Genomic DNA, 25303 nt, shown 5'->3' with positions numbered 1-25303 from the left:
TGATCAATCGCAACAACTCTCACAAAAACAGCGCCTTACGCTCACCAGCCTGTGATAAATCGGAGGCCGTGTTGTGACCGCGATTCCGCGAGCCATCGCCCCGTGCAGCTCACGCGACTCACCTGTAGCGCGCTTCTGGCGGGATCTGTCGGTCGATCGGCGCGGACCGGGAGTATCAAACCCGCCAATCGACAGCATGAGACCGGAGCTTTGAGGGAGATCAATACGCACGTGCTGAAACGCGGTTAGCGTCGGGGGTCTGATATCATAAAGCCGAAGGCGAAGCCCGAGATGACTGATCCCCACCCCAATGTTGCATTGCTCTCCCGACTCGATCTGAGCGATCTCGCCGGCGCCGCCGATCTTTTTGCCGAAGGGTTTGTGTGGCACTTCTTCAATCCAATGCTGCCGGGGATCGAGGGCGATTATGTCGGCCTCAACGGTCTGCGCACTTTCTTTGAGCGCATCGGTGGCACCACAAACGGGACGTTCAAGATCAATCCAGTTTCGGCCACGCCCATCGGGGATGAACTGGTGGTTGTTCATGTGCAGGATTCAATGACCCTGGATGACGCGCCGGTGCTGATTGACGCCGTTGTGGTGTGGCGGTTCGTCAACGCCAAGATCGCCGAAGCCTGGGACATTCCGGCGGTTCACACCCTCGCCACACCCGCGACCGATGATACCAAAGAGACTGCATAAGCTCATACGTATATCACCATGCGTCCGGACCCGGTGCGACCGCTGCTGACGATCTTACGGGCCGTCATCCACGACGAGTTGCCGAACACGACAGCGTAAAAGACAACGCCCCCGGCCGGTTAGGCCGAGGGCGCTGCGGTTTCTAAATCATGTGTGGGATCAGGCGGGCATCAACCCGTCTTCTCGGGCCAGATCACGCATCCGTTTTTGCAGCTTCTCGAACGCCCGCACCTCGATCTGGCGAATGCGTTCGCGGCTGACATCATAAACACCGGAGAGGTCTTCCAGCGTCACAGGCTGATCCTTCAGGCGGCGTTGGGTCAGGATATCGCGCTCGCGCTCGTTCAGCACATCCATCGCCTGTTCCATCAGGGCCATCCGATGTTGAAACTCGTCGCGCTCGGCATAATCGCCAGCTTGATCGGCATCATCATCTTCAAGCCAGTCCTGCCACTGCGTCGCCCCTTCGCCATCGCTGCCGACAACGGCATTGAGCGAGGCATCGCCGCCCGACAGGCGCCGGTTCATCGAGATCACTTCGGTTTCGGTCACACCCAGATCATTGGCGATGCGGGCCACGTTTTCGGGACGCAGATCCCCCTCTTCCAAGGCGCCGATGCGGGCCTTGGCCTTGCGCAGGTTGAAGAAGAGTTTCTTCTGCGCCGAGGTTGTGCCGAGTTTCACCAGCGACCAGGACCGCAGGATATATTCCTGGATCGATGCACGGATCCACCACATGGCATAGGTGGCCAGGCGGAAGCCCTTTTCAGGGTCGAAACGTTTCACGGCCTGCATCAGGCCGACATTCGCCTCGGAAATCACTTCGGCCTGCGGCAAGCCATAGCCGCGATAGCCCATTGCGATTTTGGCCGCCAAGCGCAGGTGGCTCGTCACCATCTGATGCGCGGCATCGGTGTCTTCATGATCCACCCACCGTTTGGCGAGCATATATTCTTGTTCCGGCTCCAGCATCGGAAACTTACGGATTTCCTGCAGGTAGCGGTTCAGGCCCTGTTCCGGGGACGGGGCGGGAAGGTTTGCATAATTCGACATGTCACGGACCCCCTGTTCGGCGCGTCAATAATGTAAATTCGTTTAACTTAGTGTTAACGTGGGTATTCCTGGGCGGCACGTCAAGACCTGTGCTTGCCTCGGTTGAGATAAAAATAGACCCAGCGGAAGCGCACGGCAATCCGTGTTACAGGAAAATAACGTGCAATTGTGCACAAGTTACAGGGCTGAACCGCGCAGCGCCGCAAGCAAATCGGCCATGTCGCCTGGCAAATCCGCCTCGAACCGCATCCAGTCGCCGCTGACCGGGTGATCAAAGCCCAAACTGGCCGCATGCAGCGCTTGGCGTGGGAAGCCATTGAGCGCAGCGGCCAAGTCTTCTCCCACGGATTTGGCGCCGATCCGGCGCTTGCCGCCATAGGTCTGATCGCCAAGCAACCCATGGCCGACATGAGCCATATGCACGCGGATCTGATGCGTCCGCCCGGTTTCCAAGCGGCATTCCACCCGAGCCGCCACGCCGAAAGTCTCGGCCACCTGCACCCGGGTCACCGCATGGCGGCCACCGTGAAACAGCACCGCCTGACGCTGCCGGTCGGTCTTATGCCGCGCCAATTGCGTCGTGATTTTCAGAACCCCGCCCGGTTCGAAGCTCACGCCTTTGATGCCGCGCAGGCGCGGGTCCGCAGGATCTGGCACGCCGTGGCAGAGCGCTTGATAAAGCCGCTCGACACTATGGGCCGCAAACTGATCGGCCAGCCCGTGATGGGCGCGGTCCGATTTCGCCACAACCAGCAAGCCGCTCGTATCCTTGTCGATCCGATGCACGATACCGGGGCGTTTCTCCCCACCCACACCAGAGAGATTGCCGCCGAAATGATGCAAGAGCGCGTTGACCAGCGTTCCGCCCGGGGTGCCCGGCGCCGGATGCACCACCATGCCCGCCGGTTTGTTCACCACGATCAAATCGTCATCCTCATGGCGGATATCGAGCGGGATGTCCTCGGGCCGGGTCTCGATCTCGGCAGCCTCGATCAGCGTGATCTCCACCTGCGCCCCCTCGGCCACGCGGGCCTTGCCATCGGTCACCACATCGCCATTCACCCGCACCGCCCCCTCGGCAATCAGCCGTGATAGGCGCGAGCGGCTCAGGCTTGCCGCCTCTGGCACATCGCGGGCCAGTGCCTTATCAAGGCGGCTGCCTGGGTCCGGGCCGATCAGGACCGTGATGATCTGGACACTCGGCATATGAATGACACTCCGCAAGACGATGATCCGCCCCTGCCGGGGCACCTGAAATTGCTGCGCAATCTGGTGACCTTGCTGACGCTGGTGATGATCGGCGGCGTGATAACGGTGATCTGGGCCTTTGTCACCCGCTTCCCGGCGCCGAGCAGCCCTGCCCTGCCCGATCAGATTGTGTTGCCCGACGGCACGGCGGCAACGGCGTTGACTGTTGGAACAGGGTGGTACGCGGTGGTGACGGGCGACGACACGATCCTGATTTTCGATCAGGATAGCGGTGAACTGCGCCAGACGATTGAGATCGAGTGACCTAACCACGGGCCGGTGCAGATAAATAACGGCGCTCCAGGGATCTGAAGCGCCGTTTGATTTGGTTAGATATGCGCGCGCCCAGACTGCTCCAGGCGCTCAATATCTCGGTTACGCCAAGTCGAACCGGTCTGCGTTCATCACCTTGGTCCAGGCCGCCACGAAGTCGTTCACGAACTTCTCCCGGTTGTCGTCTTGTGCATAGACCTCGGCATAGGCGCGCAGGATCGAGTTGGAGCCAAAGACCAGATCGGCGCTGGTCGCGGTCCATTTGACCGCACCGGTCTTCCGATCCCGGATTTCGTAGGTGCCGCCCTCGACCGGATGCCAGCTATTGGCCATATCGGTCAGGTTGACGAAGAAATCCGTGGTCAGGCTGCCCACGCGATCGGTGAAGACACCATGTTCCGAGCCACCATAGTTGGTGCCCAGGACACGCATGCCGCCCAGGAGGACCGTCAGTTCCTGCGCCGTCAGGCCCAGAAGCTGCGCCCGGTCGAGCATCATCTCCTCGGCAGAGACCGCATAGGCCTCTTTCTGCCAGTTCCGGAAGCCATCGGCGAGCGGCTCCAGCACGTCGAACGAGTCGGCATCGGTCTGCGCATCCGTCGCGTCGCCGCGACCTGCTGCGAAGGGCACCGTTGCGTCAAAGCCAGCGGATTTGATCGACTGTTCCAGACCGACATTGCCCGCCAGAACGATGACATCCGCGACGGATGCACCGGTTTCGGCGGCAATCGGTTCCAGAATACCCAGAACCTTGGCCAGACGCTCAGGCTCGTTACCGGCCCAGTCTTTCTGCGGCGCCAGACGGATACGCGCGCCATTGGCCCCACCGCGCTTGTCCGAGCCGCGGAAGGTCCGCGCGCTGTCCCAGGCCGTGGCGATCATCTCGGCAGCCGACAGGCCGCTGGCCGCGATTTTGGCTTTGACAGCGTCGACGTCATAGCCGGTATTGCCAGCCGGGATCGGGTCCTGCCAGATCAGGTCTTCCGCCGGAACGTTCGGGCCATAATAGTTGGCCTTGGGCCCCATATCACGGTGGGTCAGCTTGAACCATGCGCGGGCAAAAGTGTCGGCGAAATACGCGGGATCGGCGCGGAACTTCTGGCAGATCTCGTTGTAGATCGGATCGACCTTCATCGCCATATCGGCATCGGTCATCAGGGGCATCGCCCGGCCGGACGGATCGGAGGGATTCAGCGGCTTTTCATCCTCGGGCATGTCAACGGCGGTCCACTGATGCGCACCAGCGGGGGATTTGGTCAGCTCCCACTCATACCCGAAGAGATAGTCAAAGAAGCCCATGTCCCACTTGGTCGGTTCTTTGGTCCAGGCGCCTTCGATGCCCGAGGTGAAGGCGTTTGCTGCTTTGCCCTGGTGACCGGGGTTGGCCCAGCCAAAGCCTTGGGCTTCGATGCCTGCGCCTTCCGGCTCGGCGCCGATCTGGTCATGGGCACCGCCGCCGCCATGGGCTTTGCCGACAGTGTGGCCGCCGCAGGTCAGGGCTGCGGTCTCTTCGTCGTTCATCGCCATCCGCGCGAAGGTTTCCCGCACATGCAAGGCTGTGCGTGCCGGATCGGGATTGCCGTTCACGCCTTCGGGGTTGACGTAGATGAGACCCATGTGAACCGCCGACAGCGGGTTTTCGAGGGTTTCCGCATCGTCGAGATCGCCGTAGCGGTTCTCACTCGGGGCGAGCCATTCATTCTCGGAGCCCCAGTATACGTCTGTTTCCGGCCCCCAGATATCTTCGCGGCCAAAGCCAAAGCCAAAGGTCTTCAGACCCATCTCTTCATAAGCCATCGTGCCCGACAGCAGGATCAGGTCCGCCCATGACAGCGCATTGCCGTATTTCTTTTTGACCGGCCACAGCAGGCGACGGGCTTTATCGAGGCTGGCGTTATCCGGCCACGAGTTCAGCGGCGCAAAGCGGATGTTCCCCGCCCCACCACCGCCACGACCGTCCTGGGTCCGGTAGGATCCGGCCGAATGCCATGCCAGGCGGATCATCAGACCGCCATAGTGTCCCCAGTCCGCCGGCCACCAGTCCTGGCTTTCGGTCAGCAACGCTTTGACGTCGTTCTTGACCGCGTCGAAATCCAGCGTTTGGACCGCTTCACGATGGTTGTAATCGGCATCCATCGGGTTGGTCCGCGCCCCGCCCTGATGCAGAATGTCGAGGTTCAGAGCATTTGGCCACCATTTGGTGACCGGTTTGTCCAACGACGTGTTGCCACCGTGAGCTACGGGGCAACCGCCGAGGCCGTGCACATTGTTTCCGTCCATGTCTTTCTCCACTTGGTAGATGCTCTGATGTTAAAAGTCCTGGCGGTCCATCAAAATCGCCCAAAACCCAACGCAGCCCTGAATGCCACTGCGCCAAGCTTGGGGAATCTCCTCGACCGTCGTTGAGGCGACTTTAGCAAGATGATATCATTTGTTTAAGTTGCATTTCCTGATCAGCGTAATAATCTGAAGTTATGGCAAACTTCACTCTGAAACAGCTGCGTTATTTCGAGGCCTTGGCGCTTCACGGCCATTTTGGCCGCGCCGCAGAGGCCTCTGCGATTTCGCAACCTGCCTTGTCGGTGCAAATCAAAGAACTTGAGCAATCTTTGGGTCTGGTCCTCTTCGAACGGGGGGCACGGCAGGTCCGGCTGACGCGTTTTGGCGAAGAGTTTGCGCTGCGCGTGCGCGACATCCTGCGCTCAGTGGATGAGTTGGGCGAGTTGGCCCGCGCCTCCCGAGATCAGATGTCGGGCCGCTTGCGCCTTGGCGTGATCCCGACCATCGCGCCCTATCTATTGCCAACAATCATCGGCAACCTGACCCACGCTTATCCCGGCCTCGATCTCCATGTCCGCGAGACCATGACGCCGAAACTGCTCCAGGAACTGGCCGAAGGGCGCTTGGACACGGCCATCGTTGCCCTTCCAGTCTCGGAGCCCGCCTTCGCGGAGGTCGCGCTCTTTACCGAGCACTTCGTTTTGGTGCGCCCCGATGTGGATGCAGGCAAACCGGTGCCGGATAAAGACACCCTGCGCGAGATGCGGCTCTTGTTGCTGGAAGAGGGGCATTGTTTTCGCGATCAAGCCTTGTCGTTCTGCAATCTCCAATCGGCGCTGCCGCGTGAGGGCCTGGATGGCAGTTCGCTCTCCACCCTGGTGCAGATGGTTGGCGCAGGTATCGGCGTGACCCTGATCCCGGAAATGGCGGTTCCTGTCGAGACTCGGTCCGCTTCAGTCTCCGTCGCGCAGTTTGAGGCGCCACAACCGTCACGCACCATTGGAATAATCTGGCGCAAGACGAACCCCTTGGCGGATCAGTTGCACCAAATCTCAGATGTGGTGCGCCAATCGGCTCAGGTCTTGCGCCAAGAACACCAAACCGAAAGAACAGCGGCGGAGTGACGACCACATACAAAGCGGCGTTTATGTCATGAAAAATGCGCGGTAGGAGAGAGTGGTACCGCCTCCCCGGCTTGAACGGGGGACCTCTGGATCCACAATCCAGCGCTCTAACCAACTGAGCTAAGGCGGCAAACCGATACTGTCTTCATCAGCCCCATCGAGGCGATGACTAGCGGCGTATAACAAACTCTCCGAGCGGGACGCAACGAGGAAAATGATGCCCGTCAGAGCATCGGGCACGGCTTGAACGATGTAACACGCTGCTGTGACGATCACCCCATTTGCGGTCTCGCCTTGTGAGCCATGTCGGGCTCTCCCGACGGCAACAATACTCACCATTCTGCAGGAGCGCTTGGGGTTTCGCCTCACTGTCCGGGGTGTCATACTCAAGCTCTGCAGCACCCGGTGGCGCACCCGCTCAACCATCGACGAGGCCCGATTAATGGACCAAGACTTTACGATCTCAGACTTTCAACCGCAGTTGAAATCACCTTTTTCCCTTGTTCTTGGCGAGGAGGAATTGGCGCTAGATTTGGTCGAGGTGACGCCAAAGGGCCAAGGTGCGCGGGATGGCGGCGCCTTTGCGCTTCTCTGGGAGGGACCCCTCGACCCGATCCTTGATCAGGGTGTCTATGCGATGAAATCAAAGGCTCTCGGACAGTTCGAGGTGTTTATTGTGCCAGTGGGACAGGTCGATGACGTCACGCAATATGAAGCTGTCTTCACCTGACCAGGGTCCACCATCATTCCACGGCCCGCCAAGACAGCAGATCATAGACTCCTTTGTCCTCGATCACCGCGAACCCAAGCCGAAGATATAACGTCATCGCCGGGTTGGTCTTTTCAACATGAATCCCCACGGCTTTCCCTGCGGCGGAGGCCTCTTCCATCACATCTTTCAGGATCGCGGTGCCCACACCTCCGCCCCTGGCTTCCGGCATCAACGCGATGTCGATGATGCGATGTTCATGCCTCCAGCGCTCAAGATAGAGCCGCCCAATCAGGGTCTCACCCTTTAGGACGACCAGCCGATCCGCATCCGGATAGTTGGCTTGGTAATGGCGGTGCTGGGCATCGAACTGCATGGCGATGAACGCCTGCTTTTCAGCCTCGCTCCACGGCGTCGCGGCCATCTCACCTTCGCGTGTCGAGCGGTAGAGCGCCTTTAGAAACGCCATATCCGCATCCGAGATCGGGCGATAGCAGATACCGAGCGCCGCCGCGTGACGCCCCGGCGGGCAACGGGCCGCTGCGAAAGGCCCAGAGGATGGGGATACTGCAGACACGGTTCAGGAGGGCGTCAAATCCTGGGTCACGCTGAAATCGATGAGCGGGCCGCCGAGATCGGTCCAGAAATAATACCATTCAGTGCTGTTCTTCGCGACCTGCTGCATAGACCAAAGCGTGCGCGTCTTCTTGTTGATCGAAAACAGGAGCAGCGTACCGTCAGCACTATAGTGCAACTGCAACCCGTCAGGGTCAGAAAAACTCGAGATGCGCTGCCAACTGGTCCATCGGGCATCAAGTGTGCTGACCTCTTGCACACCGTAGATTGTGTTTGTCTCTCCAGGCGGCGTGAAGTTGAGAACGGCCACATAGAATTGACCATCAGCATCGATCGACACCGCATGGGTGCTGACATTGTCCTGAATCTGGCCCGGTGCGCTCAGCGGCCCCCAAAGCGCGCCGCCGGGTTTTGTTTGGCGCGACCGGAGCAACCCATCATTTGTCGATGTGAAGACACTGACATACCCATCTGCGCCCAGGGCTGGGGTGATCGCGCTGGCCGCAGGGGCAGCTTCGCCGCCCGGCATGCACCAATCCGTCCAGGATTCCTTTTGAAATGGATCGTCGGATTTCTGCTGCGACACCCATGGCCGCCCATTGGTATCAACACCGGTCAGGACGATCCGCCCATCAGCATTGTTGGCGGCCTTCATCTTATGAAATGTGCCCACCAACGCCCCATTGATGTTGATCCAATCGCTCCAGGGCGTATCGGGCAGCGCGGTTTCCTGCACGGTGATCGTCATCGGCGTGTCGGACCCGGGCGGCGTCACTTCGATCGTCTTAGTTACAATCTTTGGCGGATTGCGGTATGTCCACCAAAGCGAAGTCTTGTTATCGGCAGTGCTGGCGCCAAAGACATTGTCCAGCCCATCAACGCCACGGATCAGTTGGAGCTCGGCAAAACTGGGGACACCTCTGGGCCGCCCCAGGTTCTCCGTCGGAAGCCACCGGTCCTTGCCATCGGCGTTTTGTGGTGCCTCCGTGACATAGTGCACTTCGAGAGCGGATTTCTCGACCGCTATAATGGCGACCCGGCCATCAAGCGTAGTGCCACTGGCGACAACCCCCATGAAGTCATCTGTGCCGATACGGGTCCAGCTCTTCTGGAACGGGCCGTTAAGAGTTGTCTGATTTGTGTAAACGAGCTCAGCATTCTCGTTCACGGCAGCGATGAAGAGTTGGAAGCGAGACGAGTCAGTGGCTGTATCCACCGGCCCCAAGGGGATTATCTCGTTGTTTTCGTCAATCCCTGCGGGGATCGGTTCGAGCGGTCTCATGGCGGCATTCCCTTCCCTACAGATCAGCTTCGTGACGGATACAGACCAACCAGTGCGATGATGAAATTTATCGCAAGGAATGGCTGCATGTTGTTGTGAGGTTGTGAACCACCGGCCGATGTGAGCGCCGCGTCAGCGAATAATACGGTACCGGGCATGGGGTCGGTCGGTACAAATGCATTCCCTGTCTGGGGCCCGGCGACAAAGTTCCCCGCCGGGTCCAGTGAGTTACCCTGAACGAACTGGTTGCGAGAGATCGCTTGCACACTATGTTTGTGGTTTGGCATCTGCGCTTCGGATAATGAAACCTGCTCGGAACCGCCGCGCTGGCCCAATCGGCGTGAGGTAAGCCCGGGTCCGCGGCCTGGATGCATCGCCGCACGCCCCTGCAAATTGGGGAGTGCGGTGGTTGACCGTCCGTCCCCGCCATAGGTCGTCCCGATTAAGGAAAACAGCGCGGCGTTCTGCGAAATGGGCAAAAGCTGTCCATTGCAGAAAGCCCATCCGCGCGGCGCAAAATTTCCCGCAAAAATTCGGATCTCGGCGACAAAAGGTTCTGACATGATCGCCTCCTAGGTTCTGCTGGGATAAATGCCGAAAAGGGCAATGATGTAGTTGATACACAGAAAGGGCTGCAGGTTCGTATGACTCCGGCTACCGCCAATATCCGTCATCGATTGCTGCGCCAGCGCCGCGGCGGGCGGCATCGTTTGCCCAACTTCGTAGTAAAGGTTGCCAGCCGTCACGCGCGCCAACACGTGTGCTGACACGCTACTGGCGTTCCCGATCGACGACGACGCGCGTAAATCATGGCGATGCGGAGGAAGCTGGTTAACCGTCAGCGTGACGTTTTCCGCCCCGGCCTTCGATCCAAGACGCCGCTGGCTGAGCCCTGGCCCCGAACCCGCATGGACCGGCACGCGTCCGCGCAGATCGGGCAAGCCGAATGTGGTACGGCCATCCCCGCCATAGATGGTTCCCAAAAGGGAAAACAGCGCATCGTTCTGGCTTACCGCCAAAAGTTGACCATCGCAAAACGCCCATCCGCGTGGAGCGAAATTGCCGGCGAACATGCGAATTTCCCCTACAAATGGTTCTGACATCTCGGCCTCCTAATTCCGCGACGGGAACAAGCCCCGAAGGGCAATGCAGAAATTGAGTGCCAAATAGGGCATCATATTATTATGCCCTTGGCCGCCCCCGACATTGGTGACCGAATTGGTATTCATCGTCACAAGCGTATCCGGTTCATGATAGGGGTTTCCGGTATTTGTCCCTAGCAAAGCATTCGGCGGGTCCGGGGTTGTGACATTAGCGGTCGCGCCGACGAAAAGATGATTATGTGACGGCATCTCGGCGCTTGAGATCGTGTGGGTTTCTTCACCGCTTTTCTGGCCAAGCCGATGATCTTCGCCGCCATTTGAACGTCCCACATGGATGGGCGTACGGCCTCGCATGTCCGGCAGCGCAAAACTCGTCCGCCCGTCACCGCCATAGGTTGTCCCTAAAAGGGAATACAAAGACTGGTTCTGATTAATGGGAAGGATCTGCCCATCGCAAAACGCCCATCCTCTTGGCGCGAAATTGAAGCCAACAATGCGGACCTCCGCCAAAAAAGGTTCTGACACCATCCCCTCCTGTATTATTTGCCGGTTTCTTATTGAAAGCTTGGAATTAACCAATTGACCTAAGGGAAAGGCTACGGGACGCACTCTCGACCCGCAAGAGATATCTGGTATGGCGGATTGGCTCTTATGGCGTGGAACATGTGCCAACCGTAAATGATCCAACTGATTCAATCGGATTCACGATTGTGCCCAGAGGCGAGCTGCTCTGGTTGCCATTGATCAGGATTTCGACCGGCTGCGAGTTCGCGGCAAAGTCTGGTGCGGCACTATCGGCCGCCGCCAAGCCCTGCACCTGGAACACATTGCCCGCATTGGTGTTGTTCAAGACGATGTCGAAATTTGAACCCGGCGCAGTCGCCAATGTATTCCCGGTTATGTTCAAGCACAGCGACTGACCACCGCTTCCGGTGTTTTCGACGCTGATGCTGGTGTTCACAATGTCGGCGCCGGTGACCGAGATATCATTGTTGGTAATGGTGAAGTCGATATCCCCGGTGCCGCCGCCCTGAGCATTCGCGATAATGCCGAACCCATCGACGATCATGATGGTGTTGTTGTCGATCAGAACCGTGTTGGATCCGCTCCCCTGATTGATCACCGAGATTCCGCCCACTGCTGTGCCGCCTGGGCTGCCAACAGCCGGTGTCAGCGAGGTGATCGTGTTACTCTGAATGGTCACTGTGATCTGAGCGTTGTCGAAGGAGGCAACGCCCACGCCACCGGCACCCAACCCGTCATCATTCGTCGTAATTGTATTCCCGACAACATCCACGATCAGTCGACCCGTCGTCGTCGCTCCGCCGGAGACGCCGTTGTTCTGCGTTCCGGATGCAACCCCGATGTCATTGGCAAGCCCCGCACCGCTTCCCCCGATTGTCGCTTGAAGGATACCGGCATTGGCATTGGTCGCGATCCCGGAAGAAGCGTTGTCGTCTAATGTCGACCCGGTAATCGTGAGTGCCAGATTGCCGGTTCCGCCAATGGTGTTTTCAACCAGAACCCCGTTCACCGCACTGCGTGCAATAACGCTGTCGATGATGATTAGGCTATCCGCATTTGCCGCGTTGCCCGGCGCGGTGGCCGAAGAGTTCCGAACAAAGATACCGTTGCCCGATGCGTCGGTGACAGTCACCCCAGTGAACACACTGTTAGCGCCTCCCGAAACCGTGCCAAGCAGGTTCTGGATGTTGATCCCATGCTCATTCACCGCATTGCCAGCATCATCGATGGTCACATTCGTCAGATCGAGATTGGTGACCGTGATGCCCTGAATACCGTGTGAACCGGTATCCCGGATGTTCAGATTGCTGATTGAGACATTCTGCGCATTGCTCAACAAAAGGCCGGCACCCGTCGTGTTCTGAATCGTGCCACCCGACCCGGCGGTGGACCCGATTCCTGTCACCGTGAAGGCGCCTGCGCCGGTATTGCTCAACACAATCCCATTTGCCGCGCCATTGGCCGATACCGATTGGAATGTCACGCCACTACCACCGATGGTGGTGTTCTCAATCCGTACCGTCGTGCCGGTTGTGGACGTCGCCGTGTTGCTCGTACCGGTCACATTCACAGTACCGCCGTTAAAGGCCCGGAACGCCGAGATACCGCCGGTGTTGAGCGTTACCCCACCAGTCAAGTTTATCGTGGCCCCGGCATTTTGATCGTTGTTATCCAAGAAGATACCGGTGCCGGAGTCGCTGATCGCGCCCGAGAAGGTGATCGTGTTGGCCGAGGTGCCGCCCGAGTTCGTAACTTGGACAGACCGGGTGTTGGCTGGATTCGTGATCGTCCCGCCATAGCTGAAATTGCTGCCAAGAGCGTCAAGATCGACGCCGATACCGCCGCCACTGATACCTGTGATAGCCCCTTCGGCGATGGTGATGTCTCCGCCAGCCACATTTGAGATTTGAATGCCGAAGGTGCTCAAATTGGAGGAGACGTTGCCCAAGGCAATCCCGCCCGCGCCGACAGTCACGCCCGTCATTTGCAGCGCGGCACCGCCCGAATTGGTTTGGACATCAATGCCGCCTGTTAGCGTCACAACGCCGCCGCCATTGATCACGACCCCCCGGCCGCTGTCATTTGTAATCTGGTTCACGGTGGTCGAGTCGAAGCTCACTGTCGCGCCGCCGGTGATCTCGACCGTCAGGATCCCATCGGTGTCAATGAGCGTCTCGGTGCCGACGAAGCGGATCGCATGAGCCGCGTTGTTGGTAATATCCAAGCCAGGCGCGTTGGTCGTGCGGATTTCGACATTGTTGTTAAATTGCGTCGTGCCGCCCGTGTTGCCCGAGAAGAACAGGCCACCCGCGTCATTGTCACCAGAATCTGAGTCGTTGAAAGGCCCCGAGAATGTATAGGTGCCGCCGGTATTGCCCGTCATATTCAGAAGGAAACCCGTCGCCCCGAACGATTCCACGACGTTTCCGGCAGAGAAGGTCATGTTGTTGCCGCTGAGGTCGAAGGCTTGCCGGGCGCCACTCACAATGATGGTGCCGCCGCCAATGCTCAGGGTACCGGTCGAGTTCGCCACACGCACCATAGAATTGCTGCTCAACACCGACACGACGCCGTTAATCGTGTCAAAAGACGCGTCAAGAGCCACGCCATCAATACTCAACGCCGACCCATTCCCAAAGCTGGTGATCGTTGCAGCCCCGGCGGTGGCCACATTGACCGCCAAGGATGTGCCGGCCCCCCGAACCGCGGAGAAGCCCGTACTATCGTTGACATCAATATCCAGGTCGCCGGTGAAACTCACGGTCGTGGCGTCGCCTGCCGCCTGGCTGATCGCAACGGCGCCACCGGTTGCACTTCTGTTGTCGATGGTCGTGTTGCCGAAGGTGAAGACGCCGGTGGAGTCCTGGATTTGCAGGCCGGTGCCACTCGACCCCGAGATGTTCAGCATGCCGATCAACAGCGCCGTATCGCCGGCGCCGCCGTCTGCGTCGAACTGATCGATGAAGACACCGCCATTTGTGCCGGCTCCTGTCGAGCTCACGCTGCTGAGCGTCACGCCGCCGGTCAGCGGATCGAGGAACAGCGCCGTGCCATTTGTCGTGTCGACGACACCCGCCCCGGTGTTCAGGTTGAACGTGGTGCCACCGCCCTTGGTATCGACCAGGAAGCCCGTCGAACCATTGTTGAACACGTTGAGCGTCGCGATGGAGACATCGCCGGTCGGATCGAAGAATCTGACGCCAGGGCCCTCCACCCGATCGCCCAGGGTTCCGATGGTCAGCGTGCCGAAGGCGACAGTCTGATTGCCAACGGTGCCCGTGTCGCTGTCGAAGGTCACGTCGTTGAACAGCACCCCGCCCGCGCTCGCATCGGTCACGGTATTGTTCGAGAAGGAGGTGATCGTCACCGAACCCGCACCGCTGCCATCCACGACGATGCCCTGGCCGGTCGCATCGGCGATGGTAACGTTGTCGAGGGAGACCTCGATCGCCTGGCCGCTGTCGATGACACGGAGAGCGTTGGTATTGGCGCCTAGCGACGCACCGATGGTGACATTCGATATGCTGGCATCGCTGCCCACGATGAGGAGACCTTCTCCACCAAAGCCATCAATGGTGTTGGTGCCGTTCAGCGTGAAGCTGCCGGCATTGGTGGAGGCGGCTAGGCCGGTGCCGCTACTACTGGTGCCAGCCTGATTGATATCCAGGCTGGTCATGGTGATGTCGGCACTGTTGCCGATCAGCCGAACCGCCTCCAACAAACTCGACGACGCACCGCCGGCCAGCACTGATTGCGTCGTGCTGTTACCGATATTGATCGTCCCGGCGGCATCCCTGACGAAAATCGCTTGCTCGCCAACGGCGGTGGACGCTCCAATTTGGACGCCGCCCGAACTGGCCCCGGTTCCGACATTGATCGTGCCGCCTGTGGTCGAGCGAACCTCAAGGCCCGTCGTGCCGGCCCCATCGATCACAAGACCGCCTGCACTGGTGCCGATACTGTAGGACGCGGAGCCACCGGAAATGAACACGCCGCGATCGCTCGGGGTGGTGATCGTTGCGGTCTCGATACTGAGCGTGCCACCTGTCAGAGAAATCAGGTTGATGCCGCGCCCTGCTGCATTGGTCGAGGTGATAGTGTCAAAGCCCAGACCCGCCGCGCCGATGGTGACGCTCCCCATAAAGAGGCCGCTGCCGGAGGTTGCGACGGCGGTATTGCCGGAACCGGTGACCGTTAGGGAACCGCCGGTATTGATGAAGAAGGCGGTGCCGGTGTTGGTTGTGACCGTGTTGTTACTTAGGATCACCGGCTGAGCGCTGGACAGGTCGACATCAATGCCGTTCCCGGCACCCGTATTTGCAACGGTCAGGCCGGACACGGCACCCGCCCCAGCAAACTGGATCGTTCCTGCCCCGTCTACAGAGGTCACGAGCAGATGCGCGCTGTCAACTTGAGCGACCGAGACCGAGACCGTCGATCCGCCGCTCACCACTGTCGGATTGAACTGGAAGCTTGCCGGTGCACCAGCCGCGGTGACGCCGAGTGTTGTCAGATCAATGGAACCGCCGCCTGTCAGCGAGACAATCACCTGCCCGTCATCCAGCACGAAGCCGGTCGCGCCCAAGGTGACGGTTTCGACATTGGTATCAAGATCGGTATCAACCAAGATCACGGCATCGATATTTGCCGCCGCACCGGCCGCGGTGAGCGTCCCGGCATTGGCCACCGAACTGCCGTCGCCCGTGCCTTGCGCCGTTTGCGACGCGAAGAAGACCGATGGGCCGCTCAATCCGCTGGTATTGCCGGTCAGCACGCCGACATCCAGGAAGTTGTAGCTGCCATTGGTCGGCAGCGTGCCTGCAATCGCAGTCGTGGCCGTGATCGACGAGCCCGCATCGGTGATCAACTCACCATCGCCGAAGACAAGGGTCGTGTTGGTTGTGGCCGAGAAGAGAACGCCCTCGTTCACCCCGGCAATGCGGGCGCTTTCGCCATTCACGTCTGTATCCCCAAGACGGATCGTGCCCGTTCCGGTCGTGCCCGACAGGTCCACGCCAATCGTGCCGGTGGCGCTGGTCGAGGTTAGATCGAAATCGGTCGCGGTGACATTGGCATTGAGGATGGCGCCATTGGCATCGATCCCAACCGTGTTGTCCGCCTGAAGTGCGATGTTGAGGTCGGCAAAGCTGACTGTGCCACTGATCGTACCGTTCAGGTCCACCCCGCTCGTGCCGGGGTTGGTGATGCTGGTCTGACCGAAGCTGACGGCGGCGCCCGTCGATGTCAGGCTGATGCCCGCGCCCGTTGAGCCGTTGATCGTCGTTGTTCCGGTCACTGCGAAACTGCCGCTGACGCCATTGAGGGAAACGCCGTTTGCGCCGCCCGCAGCATCAATCGAGGTGAAAGTTGTATTTGCCGTCACACCATCGAGGGATACGCCCGTGCCCGCGGTGGTCGTGACGCTGGCGGTAGTCCCGCTCAGATTGATCGTGCCACCGCCGCTGGCATTGAAGCCAGTGGCCGCGCCGGTGGTAAGGTCGATCCCACCAGAGAAGGTGATCGTCGCGCCGCCATTATTGGTCAGATCGATTGGCGTGTCCGTGTTGGTGACATTCGTGGCACTGACCAAGCCTTCGAAGCCAAACGTGCCACCTGTATTGCCACGCAACTCAACGGCGGATCCGTTACCCAACTGGGTGATCGGACCGCTGAATGTGACCGACCCGCCGGCCACATTGCTGATCTCGACAGCACTTGCTGTTGCTCCTGCGGCCCCGACGCCCTGGATTGTCGCGCCGATCACAATTGTCGCGCTGCCAGAGCTGATATCGACAAGCCGGTCTCTGCTCGTCGCTTGCCAGGTGCCACCCGTGACGTTGATCGTACCGGCTGCGTTCTGAATGGTGAACACATCGGGATTGGCATTGCTGGGCGCTGTCACAGTGATATCGAAATCCGTGAAACTGATCGTGCTGGACGCCGCCTGGTTTTGTATCAAGACGGGGAAGCCGGTACCTGGACCGTTATTGGTGTAAGATCCGCCGCCGATCGTGACGTCGCCCTGCGCGTCTCGGATATCGAGACCCCGGCCGACGGAGTCGACGATGGTGAGATTCGCGAAGCCAATATCGCCGGTGTTGTTGACCAGCGACGCCCCATCTAAGGCTGCGTTTTCCACATTGGTCGTGCCATTGAATGACGCATCGACCGAGCTGTTTAGGATCACGATACCCTGGGACGTGGGCGCACTCACATTCGTTGCACCGGACACCTGGAAGCTGCCGGCGGTACCGACCAACGCAATGCCACTGGTGCCCCCGGTCGAACTCACATCGGTGAAAGTAATTCCCGCCGTCATGCCGTTAAGGTTCACGGCCTGACCCGCCGTGCTGGTCACACTTGCCGTCGTGCCGGTAACACTGATCGTGCCGCCACCGGTGGCGGTGAAGCCCGTGCCACCGACCGTGTCGATATCCAGATCACCGGCAAAACTGATCGTCCCACCGGTGTTGCTTGTGACGTTGACGCCAAGCGCCGTGCTGGACGCGTTGACCGTCACATCGCCGTTGAAGGCTACCGTCCCCGCACTTTGACCGGTCACCGTAAGGCCGGTTGTCGCGCCAGTCGTCGAATTCAACGTCGAATTGGCGTCAAACGTGACATTGCCGGAGTTGTTGCTGAGAGATGCAACGCCGCCATTGCCGCTGATATCGACATTGTTGAAGGCGAGATCACCGCTTGAGTTCGATACACTCAGACCATTGGTGCCCGTCTCGACATTGGTCACCGCAATGTCGGCCAGCGTCAGTGTGGTCGTGATACCGCCGATGTCGACGGCAAAACCACCCAGCCCCGACCCATCGATGTCGAACCCGCCGACCATGCTGCCATCGGCCCCGACAAGGGTCAGCACGCTGTCTGCCAAGGCGACACTGTTGCTTGCCGTCACGGTGTTGCCGGTCAGGGTGCCGCCCACTGGGCCAAGATTGCCGGTGATATTGACAGGCTGGATCAGACCGAAGGAAATCGGTGTGTTGCCGCCGAAGCCGATGATATTCTGGCCAGCGTCCAGCGTGAAGCCGTCCGTCCCGCCGCCACTCATATCGATGGCGCCGCCCGCATCCCCGACAAAGACAAAGGTCTGATCCGTATCGGCCAGCGCTTCGGCATCGGCGACGCTGATCGTCACAACATCCGCGCTCAACCCGTTGGTGCCCGCCGTGATCGTGCCGCCTGCGGTGGAGACAAAGACCGGTGTTGTCGGAGCAACCGGGAAGTTCGCCACATCGCCCGACCCGATAACCACATCAACGAAGTTAAAGGTCGAAGATCCAAGCGTGCCGCCGCCCGCATCCACGGTAAAGGACCCCGCCAAACCGTTCACATCGATGCTGGAACCGGTGTCGGTTGCGCTTTCGCCATCACCAAAGGTGAACTGGACGGCGGCGGTGCTGTCGATGACAACGCCACGATGCAGATCGGTGATCGAGCTGGACGCGCCACCGGCGACCTGCTCGCCAAGTGCAACCGTCTGGTTGCCGGTCAAGCCCGTCAGGTTGACGCCAATCGAGTCACTCGACGTGGCGGGGCCAGAGATCGCCACCGATGTCGTCGTGAAGGCCCCGCTCAACGTCGCGCCTGAGAAATCGATCCCGGTCTGGGTGGTGCCCACGCCCACATCGGTGATCGTCACCGCGCCAAAGCTGATCGCGCCATTGGTGCCGGACACATCGATGCCAGCCGCGTTGGTATCAGTTCCCATGTCAATCGAGACAGGCCCACCAAAACTGACCGAGCCCGCATTGCCCGAGAGCGAAATACCGTTGCCCGGACGATCCGTGATCTGCACTGAGGTGCCCGTCTCAAAGCTCACCGCACCGGCATTGTTCACCAGATTGATGCCGCTTCCGGTGAGCGAAATCGCCGATCCGGTGAAATTGACAGCGCCGCCGGTGGAGTTCTGCACCAAGATGCCGCCTGGTGCCGCGCCGGTTTGGGTGATTGTGCCGGAGATCGTGGTTGTGCCACCCGTTGAATCGACAACAACCGCAGCGCCATCATCCCCGGATTTGATGATATCCGCCCCGATATCGACTGTGGCCGCACCACCTGTTACCCGCAGGGCATCGCCCGCCACCGGGGCGCCGCTGCCGTTGTCTTGGATGATCGTCCCATCCGTGATGGCGATCGAAGCGCCGGCAGTGTTATTGATAATGCTAACCGCATTGCCACCCGCGCTTACGCTGTCGAACTGCGTGAAGGTGAAGCTGCCGCCAGTGTTGGTGGCCACGGTCAGTGCCGAGGTCGTCATCGGGTCGCCAACCGTCCCGATATCGGCATCGCTGACGGTCACAGTGCCACCAGAATTGTCGGAGATGTCGATCCCGCTGCCGGTATCGGCAATGGCCCCAGTCACATTGACCGTACCACCGCTATTATCCGTGAAGCTAAATGACTGACCGACTGTGTTCGTAATCGTCGCGCCAAAATTGACATTGATATCGGAGTTGGTGATCGCCAATCCGGCCGTGGTCGTGCCGGTGATCGCGCCGCCGGTCACGTTGAACGTGCCGGTGGCCGTATCCAGCAACACGCCATGCGCGCCGCCACTGGCATTGACCGTATCCAGGGTCATGTTGAGTGTCACCGGGTCGATATCAACCGCGGTGCCGCCGGTCGTGTTGATCGTGCCGCCGGTGTTGCTCAGCGCGAAGCTGCCGAGTTTCCCCGCATCATCACGCACAAACAGACCCGCGCCGCCGGTATTGGTGATATTAAGCGTACCAAACGCAAGATCGCCCAGAACCTCATTCAGGTTCAGACCAACACCGGTCACCGGAGAACCTACTGAGCCAATTGTCAGGTTACCGCCACTTACCTGGCTGATCCCGTTGCCCGGATTACCGTCGGCATCGAAGGTCACGTTATCGAAGCTGACTCCGCCCGTGCCGGTCACCGTGTTATCGGCAAATCCGGTGACGACCAAATCGCCCGCATTGGTGCCCGAGACATCGATCGCAGGGCCAGCGCCCGTTGTGCTCGCGGTCGTATCGCTGACATTCAGCAGCAAGCCACCCGCTGTCGTGCTCGACGCCGTCAGCGCCGCGCCCGCGCCCCCGTTCAGGGTCGAATTGCTGATGGTCGCGGTCGCGCCGCTGCTCCCAACCAGGTTGATCCCGCCGCCATTGGCCTGCAGGTTGTCTATCGTCAAGTCTTCGGTAAAGCCGGTCGCACTCAACGCGGTTGGCCCGCTTGTGCTGATACCCGAAACGGTTACGCCACCAAAACTACCCACATCGACGCCCGCAATCGTCGGTCGCCCTCCTAAACCGCTGAGTGTCAAGACACTCGCAGCCGCATCACTCAATTGGACCGTCGCCGCGCCTGTATCGCCGCCGCCCACAAGCTGCTGCCGATCCGCGCCAAGCGTCAAAACCGATCCAATCGCCCCAGCCCCATCGACAACGATGAAGATATCACCTGCGCCCGCTTCGGCGTCAGCTTGTGCACCTGCAAATGTGCAGGCTGCAGCATCGGATGTGCAATCCCCGGCTCCCAGATCCGCCGCAGCCACAAAATATGCGTTCAGCCCCTCACCCGAACCCACATCGGTCAATTGCGTGGCGGTAACGTTATCCACCTCTTCCAAATCGGTGAAAATCCAATCGCGTCGCTGCGCGCCACGAGTGATTTCCCGGTTCAGATCGGTCAAGCTGCGGTCCGAGCCGCCCCGTCGACCTCGCTGCCCCAATGGAATGTCCAGACGCAGAAACGCAACAGTGTCGCCCCCCCGGCGGCTATCGTCACGATGCTCCGCGCCGATGCTGAAACGTCCACCGTCAATCCCGAAAGGATTGTCGAAATCGACCCCAAGCCCGATGGACCCACCCTCGAACCGGTCGCCATTCTCGCCGAAATTGTAATAGCCGCCGTTCAGTCGAAAAAGCGTGTCGTCCGATAGCGGGAATTTCAAGCTCGCGGCCAGATCGAGACCGGAATAGGAGCGCTCAACGCTGCTCCGAGTTCCGCTTTGGTTAACAATCTGGGTGCCTTGGACGATAACGCCGCTCAAGGCCTGATTGGTTAGGCTATTCGCGTCTTCGCCAGAGAGATAATAATTTGCAAAAAGATCGAACCGTTCAGTGATCAGTTCGGCACCGAGCGATCCTTGAACATAGGTTTCATCGTTCTGCGATTCCAAAACATCAACAAACGCATTGAGACCAACTATTGCTTCGCGGCCAAACACGCCATTGCGCAGTATCTGACGATAGCCAATACCGACCGATCCTTGCCGCGCCGAGCCGCTCCCGAACTGGCCGCGCAGATCAAAGAAAACCAGTGAGTTGTCATATTGAATCGCCGGGATAAAGAACCGCAAGCTGCCCGACTGCACACCGGAGGATGTGGTCTGAACGCCGCCAGACGCACGTGGCGCCCAACGCGACACCATAGCAAGCCCCCCGTTCACGCCGGACGTGGAGGGCTGCCCTTGCGACACAAGATAACGATCGACAACCGCCGTAGGCAGCGTCCGATCAAATCCTTGCCCAACGGCCTGACCATGGGCAGTCAAAAATACCGTGAGAGATAAGAGGCCCGACCGGAGAATAGTGGACGACCGGAAACAAGCCAAAGAGGCGATCCGACGACGCTTCATATTAACAAACAATCCGACGCATTATCGGAACCCTGAACTCCCAAAAGGACGGATCGCCTTCGCGGTATATATCCCGACCTTAAACACTTCCCCTACGTCACGATAAGACCACTGAAAGGCTAACTATGCAAATGCTAACTGAATAACTGAATTCGAGTATCTCAATAATATCTCTCATGTTCCCGACCGAGACACGCTCGCGGGTCTGACTGGGTCTGACGGGTTGACCCCCTCGCGCATTTGACTTCTGATCTCGAATTAATGGCCAGATGTCCCCGACGCCGGGCCCATATGCGGGGACAAATGCGCCAATGTTGCCTAGTTTGGAGAAGACGATGCAGATCATTCGAACCCGCGATTTCCTGTCCGCACTGGCGCTTCTGGCATCGGTTGCGACCACGCCAAGCGCACTGGCTCAGGCCACCGGCGGCGCCGATGCCGCGCCGCAAGCGGTTGCCGATAGCTCCGGCTGGGGTGTGCAATGCAACAATACCGGCGACAGGTTGCAATGTGCGGCGCTGATGAATGTTGTGTCGGCGGGCGATGGCCAGCGGATCTTGAGCGTGTCGCTTCAAGAATCCGAAGGGGACAACAACCCGACCTTGATCGTGCAACTGCCGCTAGGGCTGAACCTGCCGCGGGGCATCGATCTTAGTGTCGATGGCGGCACCGCTGAGACATATACGATCAATACCTGCCTTCAGACCGGGTGCTTTGTGGTCCAGGAGGCCGACCAATCGTTGATCGACCAGATGATCGCTGGCGAAACGCTCTCGGTCGTGATGGAGTCGAGCAGCGGTGACGAGACACAGCTTGACCTCTCGCTCACCGGGTTCTCCGTCGCGATAGACCGCCTGAACTAAGCCGCCGACTTCGCCAGGAATGGAAACCTGGTTCTGGCGACCCTCTTTCGTACTACGTGGCACCCTCCGGCGTCGGCGCGGCGCTGCACGCGACCTATCAGGAGAGTTCTAGAAAGCTGATACCCGCCAAGACAAGCGCCGCCAGAAACAGGGTCTCGGCAAAGATCAACACGATCGGCGCGGTCCCCACTTGCAGGACATTTTTGAGATCGGTCTTCATACCAACCGCGGCGATGGCTGTCAGCAGCGCCCAACTGGACAGCGCGGCGAGAAAGCCGCCGATAACCGGCGGGATCACTCCAAAGGAATTCAATGTCGCGAGCGCCAAAAAGCCGAGCACGAAGCCGGGAATGATCGGTGGGCGATGACCATCTGTCTCGGCTTCGCTTTGGCGCCAGACAAGCGCGATGATAACCACGACCGGGGCCAGGAAAGACACACGGATGAGCTTAACCAATGTCGAGGTCTCGCCGGCGGTATCCGAGATCGAGAACCCTGCACCGACCACTTGCGCCACATCGTGGACAGTGGCCCCAATAAACGCCCCTGCGGTGACATCGTCGAAGCCAAGGCAGTTGGTGAGGATGGGATAAACGATCATTGCAACGGTCGACAAAACCGTGACACCCAGAACGGTAAATAACAGATTTCGCTCGGACTTTTCGTCCTTTGGCAAAACGGCCGCAATCGCCATGGCGGCCGACGCGCCACAGATCGCCACAGCACCCGCTGTCAAAATTGCAAAGCGCGGCCCTTGGCCAATAAAGCGCGCCAGGACCACGCCGAAGATGATCGTCGCCACAGTGCCGAGAACCAAGAGGCCGATCATCCCCCAGCCAAGCGACATCAGCATCTCCACGCTGATCCGCGCGCCCAGGATCGCGACGCCAAACCGCAAGACGGTGCGGGCGCCAAACGCAATCCCAGGGGCAGCTTTGCCAGATTCACCCAGAAAATTCAGCGCAATGCCGAAAAGCAGCGCCATCAACATCGCTGGCGCGCCGTAATGCTCGGCCACAAACTGCGCCGCCAAGGCGACCAAGGCGGCCACCAAAATGCCCGGCCATAGCGGCTTAATGCGCTCCCCCAAATTCTGGAGGAACGCAGGCAGGTTGTTTCCTGGGATCATTTTGACGCTTTCTTAGACCCGTTGTTGCGGACGCATATCGCTGGCGGAAATCCCTGCCACCGTGACGGGTTTTTTCATCGCGTCGCGGCGGAACGGCTCCCCCAGCTCTTGGTTCAGCACCACCTCGATAAAGGTGGTGACGCCCTCTGTCATCTGCTCTTTGACGGCAGTGTTCAGAACCTCGGTCAATTGCTCCATCGACGTGGCTTGCACGCCTTTCAAGCCGCAGCCTTTGGCGATCTCGGCGTAGTTCACACCCTCGTTCAACTCGGTACCGACAAAATTGTCCTCGAACCAAAGCGTGGTGTTGCGTTTCTCGGCGCCCCACTGGTAATTGCGGAAGATGATCATGGTGATCGGCGGCCAATCGCCCCGGCCACAGGCGGTCATCTCGTTCATCGAAATCCCGAATGCCCCGTCGCCCGCAAAGCCGATCACTGGCACGTCCGGGCAGCCGATCTTCGCCCCGAGGATCGCCGGCAAACCATAGCCACAGGGGCCAAACAGCCCAGGGGCGAGGTATTTACGGCCTTTGTCGAAGCTCGGATACGCATTGCCGATGGCACAGTTGTTGCCGATATCGGACGAGATAATCGCGTCTTTCGGCATCGCCGACATGATCGCACGCCAGGCTTGGCGCGGGCTCATCCGATCCGGCTGACGGTTGCGGGCGCGCTCGTTCCAGGTGACGCCTTCGTCATTGTCCTCTTCGTGGTCGAGGGAGGAGAGTTCCTGCGCCCATCGGGATTTGGTCATGGCAATCAAGTCTTTGCGCTGTTTGCGGCCCTTGTCGCCCGCACCGGTGCCGAGTTTCTCCAGCAACTGCTCGGCCACGCGTTTGGCATCGCCTTGGATCGCCACATCGACCTTCTTGGTCAGGCCGATCCGGTCGGAGTTGATATCCACCTGGATGATCTTGGCCTCGGTCGGCCAGTAGTTGATGCCATAGCCCGGCAGCGTCGAGAAGGGGTTCAAACGGTTGCCGAGCGCCAGAACCACATCGGCCTTCTGGATCAACTCCATGGCCGCTTTCGAGCCGTTATAGCCAAGCGGGCCGACAGCCAGCGGATGGGAGCCAGGGAAGGCATCATTGTGCTGATAACCACAGGCCACGGGGGCATCAAGCGCTTCGGCCAACTTCACACTGGCGTCGATCGCATCCGACAGGATCACACCGGCCCCGTTCAGGATGACCGGGAACGCCGCGTCGCTGAGCAGTTTCGCCGCATTGGCCACGGCCTGTTCGCCGCCCTGCGGGCGTTCCAGACGGATGATCTGCGGCAGGTCGATATCGATCACTTGGGTCCAGTAATCGCGGGGGATGTTGATCTGCGCAGGCGCCGAGCCGCGCCAGGCCTTCTCGATCACCCGGTTCAGCACTTCGGCCATCCGCGAGGGGTCGCGCACCTCTTCCTGATAGCAGACCATATCCTCGAACAGCTTCATCTGTTCGATCTCTTGGAAACCGCCCTGCCCGATGGTCTTGTTGGCCGCTTGCGGCGTGACCAAGAGCATCGGCGTATGGTTCCAATAGGCCGTCTTCACCGGCGTCACGAAATTGGTGATGCCCGGCCCATTCTGCGCAATCGCCATCGACATTTTGCCCGAGGCGCGGGTGTAGCCATCAGCAATCATCCCGCCAGAGGTTTCATGGGCGCAGTCCCAGAACTTGATCCCCGCCGCCGGGAACAGATCAGAGATCGGCATCATCGCCGAGCCGATAATCCCAAAGGCATTGTCGATCCCTTGCATCTGCAAGACTTTCACAAATGCTTCTTCAGTGGTCATTTTCACTGGCGTATTCCTTCGCGTTTC

General features: G+C 59.6%; 16 protein-coding genes and 1 tRNA gene. 5 read left to right on the top strand and 12 right to left on the bottom strand.

The genetic code is table 11. The features are described from left to right. The first annotated feature begins 291 nt into the window (after positions 1–291). On the top strand, positions 292–702 hold the full coding sequence (locus GTF44_RS18680; protein ID WP_171562394.1) for a nuclear transport factor 2 family protein: 411 nt from the start codon (positions 292–294) through the stop codon (positions 700–702). Positions 703–861: 159 nt separating this feature from the next. Here the strand turns inward: GTF44_RS18680 and rpoH are convergent, their stop codons facing one another. Then, positions 862–1755: an RNA polymerase sigma factor RpoH gene (gene rpoH / locus GTF44_RS18675; RefSeq protein ID WP_145215851.1), complete on the bottom strand. Its 894-nt coding sequence runs from the start codon at positions 1753–1755 to the stop codon at positions 862–864. Between the two features lie 177 nt (positions 1756–1932). Beyond that, on the bottom strand, positions 1933–2961 hold the full coding sequence (locus GTF44_RS18670; protein WP_171562392.1) for an RluA family pseudouridine synthase: 1029 nt from the start codon (positions 2959–2961) through the stop codon (positions 1933–1935). Between GTF44_RS18670 and GTF44_RS18665 the strand changes: the two genes are divergently transcribed. Next, on the top strand, positions 2962–3267 hold the full coding sequence (locus GTF44_RS18665; RefSeq protein ID WP_171562390.1) for a DUF6476 family protein: 306 nt from the start codon (positions 2962–2964) through the stop codon (positions 3265–3267). It begins immediately after the preceding gene. 111 nt (positions 3268–3378) lie between these two features. On the opposite strand, the gene katG is transcribed toward GTF44_RS18665, so the two are convergent. Further along, the gene (gene katG, locus GTF44_RS18660) at positions 3379–5556 is read right to left on the bottom strand and encodes a catalase/peroxidase HPI (RefSeq protein ID WP_171562388.1); all 2178 of its coding nucleotides are present in this window, start codon (positions 5554–5556) and stop codon (positions 3379–3381) included. 194 nt (positions 5557–5750) lie between these two features. On the opposite strand from katG, the gene GTF44_RS18655 reads away from it, so the two are divergent. After that, positions 5751–6680: a hydrogen peroxide-inducible genes activator gene (locus GTF44_RS18655; RefSeq protein WP_171562386.1), complete on the top strand. Its 930-nt coding sequence runs from the start codon at positions 5751–5753 to the stop codon at positions 6678–6680. A 53-nt stretch (positions 6681–6733) separates the two neighbouring features. On the opposite strand, the gene GTF44_RS18650 is transcribed toward GTF44_RS18655, so the two are convergent. Continuing rightward, positions 6734–6810 (bottom strand) — tRNA-His (locus GTF44_RS18650). A 312-nt stretch (positions 6811–7122) separates the two neighbouring features. Between GTF44_RS18650 and GTF44_RS18645 the strand changes: the two genes are divergently transcribed. Further along, entirely contained in the window at positions 7123–7410 is a 288-nt protein-coding gene (locus tag GTF44_RS18645; RefSeq protein ID WP_145215837.1) for a hypothetical protein, read from the top strand. A 13-nt stretch (positions 7411–7423) separates the two neighbouring features. Here the strand turns inward: GTF44_RS18645 and GTF44_RS18640 are convergent, their stop codons facing one another. The 6 genes from GTF44_RS18640 to GTF44_RS18615 all read right to left on the bottom strand — a co-directional run bounded on the left by GTF44_RS18640 (position 7424) and on the right by GTF44_RS18615 (position 21289). Next, positions 7424–7966: a GNAT family N-acetyltransferase gene (locus tag GTF44_RS18640; RefSeq protein WP_367383341.1), complete on the bottom strand. Its 543-nt coding sequence runs from the start codon at positions 7964–7966 to the stop codon at positions 7424–7426. Positions 7967–7969: 3 nt separating this feature from the next. Then, positions 7970–9247, bottom strand: a complete 1278-nt coding sequence (locus tag GTF44_RS18635) for a hypothetical protein (protein ID WP_171562382.1) — start codon at positions 9245–9247, stop codon at positions 7970–7972. 23 nt (positions 9248–9270) lie between these two features. Then, positions 9271–9810, bottom strand: coding sequence for a phage tail protein (locus GTF44_RS18630; protein WP_171562381.1), 540 nt, complete (start codon positions 9808–9810; stop codon positions 9271–9273). Positions 9811–9819: 9 nt separating this feature from the next. Continuing rightward, positions 9820–10350 carry a phage tail protein gene (locus GTF44_RS18625; RefSeq protein ID WP_171562380.1) on the bottom strand — a complete coding sequence of 177 codons (531 nt, stop codon included), beginning with the start codon at positions 10348–10350 and terminating at the stop codon, positions 9820–9822. A gap of 9 nt (positions 10351–10359) precedes the next feature. Continuing rightward, positions 10360–10875, bottom strand: a complete 516-nt coding sequence (locus GTF44_RS18620) for a tail fiber protein (protein WP_171562407.1) — start codon at positions 10873–10875, stop codon at positions 10360–10362. Between the two features lie 124 nt (positions 10876–10999). Next, positions 11000–21289, bottom strand: coding sequence for an inverse autotransporter beta domain-containing protein (locus tag GTF44_RS18615; RefSeq protein ID WP_171562379.1), 10290 nt, complete (start codon positions 21287–21289; stop codon positions 11000–11002). Positions 21290–21831: 542 nt separating this feature from the next. On the opposite strand from GTF44_RS18615, the gene GTF44_RS18610 reads away from it, so the two are divergent. Next, the gene (locus GTF44_RS18610) at positions 21832–22359 is read left to right on the top strand and encodes an invasion associated locus B family protein (protein ID WP_171562378.1); all 528 of its coding nucleotides are present in this window, start codon (positions 21832–21834) and stop codon (positions 22357–22359) included. Between the two features lie 97 nt (positions 22360–22456). Here GTF44_RS18610 and GTF44_RS18605 read toward each other — a convergent pair whose 3' ends face one another. Both GTF44_RS18605 and xsc read right to left on the bottom strand, forming a co-directional pair. Then, positions 22457–23488, bottom strand: a complete 1032-nt coding sequence (locus GTF44_RS18605; protein ID WP_171562377.1) for a YeiH family protein — start codon at positions 23486–23488, stop codon at positions 22457–22459. A 12-nt stretch (positions 23489–23500) separates the two neighbouring features. Beyond that, on the bottom strand, positions 23501–25282 hold the full coding sequence (gene xsc, locus GTF44_RS18600) for a sulfoacetaldehyde acetyltransferase (RefSeq protein ID WP_171562376.1): 1782 nt from the start codon (positions 25280–25282) through the stop codon (positions 23501–23503). Between the last annotated feature and the right edge of the window lie 21 nt (positions 25283–25303).

The sequence above is a fragment of the Roseobacter sp. HKCCD6576-2 genome (assembly GCF_013179285.1).
Taxonomy (GTDB): Bacteria; Pseudomonadota; Alphaproteobacteria; order Rhodobacterales; family Rhodobacteraceae; genus Rhodophyticola; species Rhodophyticola oceani.
This window is presented reverse-complemented; position numbering and strand designations above follow the sequence as displayed.

Coding starts and splice junctions, on each gene's coding strand:
- GTF44_RS18680 (WP_171562394.1), top strand. CDS start 292: ATGACTGATCCCCACCCCAATGTTGCATTGCTCTCCCGACTCGATCTG.
- rpoH (WP_145215851.1), bottom strand. CDS start 1,755: ATGTCGAATTATGCAAACCTTCCCGCCCCGTCCCCGGAACAGGGCCTG.
- GTF44_RS18670 (WP_171562392.1), bottom strand. CDS start 2,961: ATGCCGAGTGTCCAGATCATCACGGTCCTGATCGGCCCGGACCCAGGC.
- GTF44_RS18665 (WP_171562390.1), top strand. CDS start 2,962: ATGAATGACACTCCGCAAGACGATGATCCGCCCCTGCCGGGGCACCTG.
- katG (WP_171562388.1), bottom strand. CDS start 5,556: ATGGACGGAAACAATGTGCACGGCCTCGGCGGTTGCCCCGTAGCTCAC.
- GTF44_RS18655 (WP_171562386.1), top strand. CDS start 5,751: ATGGCAAACTTCACTCTGAAACAGCTGCGTTATTTCGAGGCCTTGGCG.
- GTF44_RS18645 (WP_145215837.1), top strand. CDS start 7,123: ATGGACCAAGACTTTACGATCTCAGACTTTCAACCGCAGTTGAAATCA.
- GTF44_RS18635 (WP_171562382.1), bottom strand. CDS start 9,247: ATGAGACCGCTCGAACCGATCCCCGCAGGGATTGACGAAAACAACGAG.
- GTF44_RS18630 (WP_171562381.1), bottom strand. CDS start 9,810: ATGTCAGAACCTTTTGTCGCCGAGATCCGAATTTTTGCGGGAAATTTT.
- GTF44_RS18625 (WP_171562380.1), bottom strand. CDS start 10,350: ATGTCAGAACCATTTGTAGGGGAAATTCGCATGTTCGCCGGCAATTTC.
- GTF44_RS18615 (WP_171562379.1), bottom strand. CDS start 21,289: ATGGTGTCGCGTTGGGCGCCACGTGCGTCTGGCGGCGTTCAGACCACA.
- GTF44_RS18610 (WP_171562378.1), top strand. CDS start 21,832: ATGCAGATCATTCGAACCCGCGATTTCCTGTCCGCACTGGCGCTTCTG.
- GTF44_RS18605 (WP_171562377.1), bottom strand. CDS start 23,488: ATGATCCCAGGAAACAACCTGCCTGCGTTCCTCCAGAATTTGGGGGAG.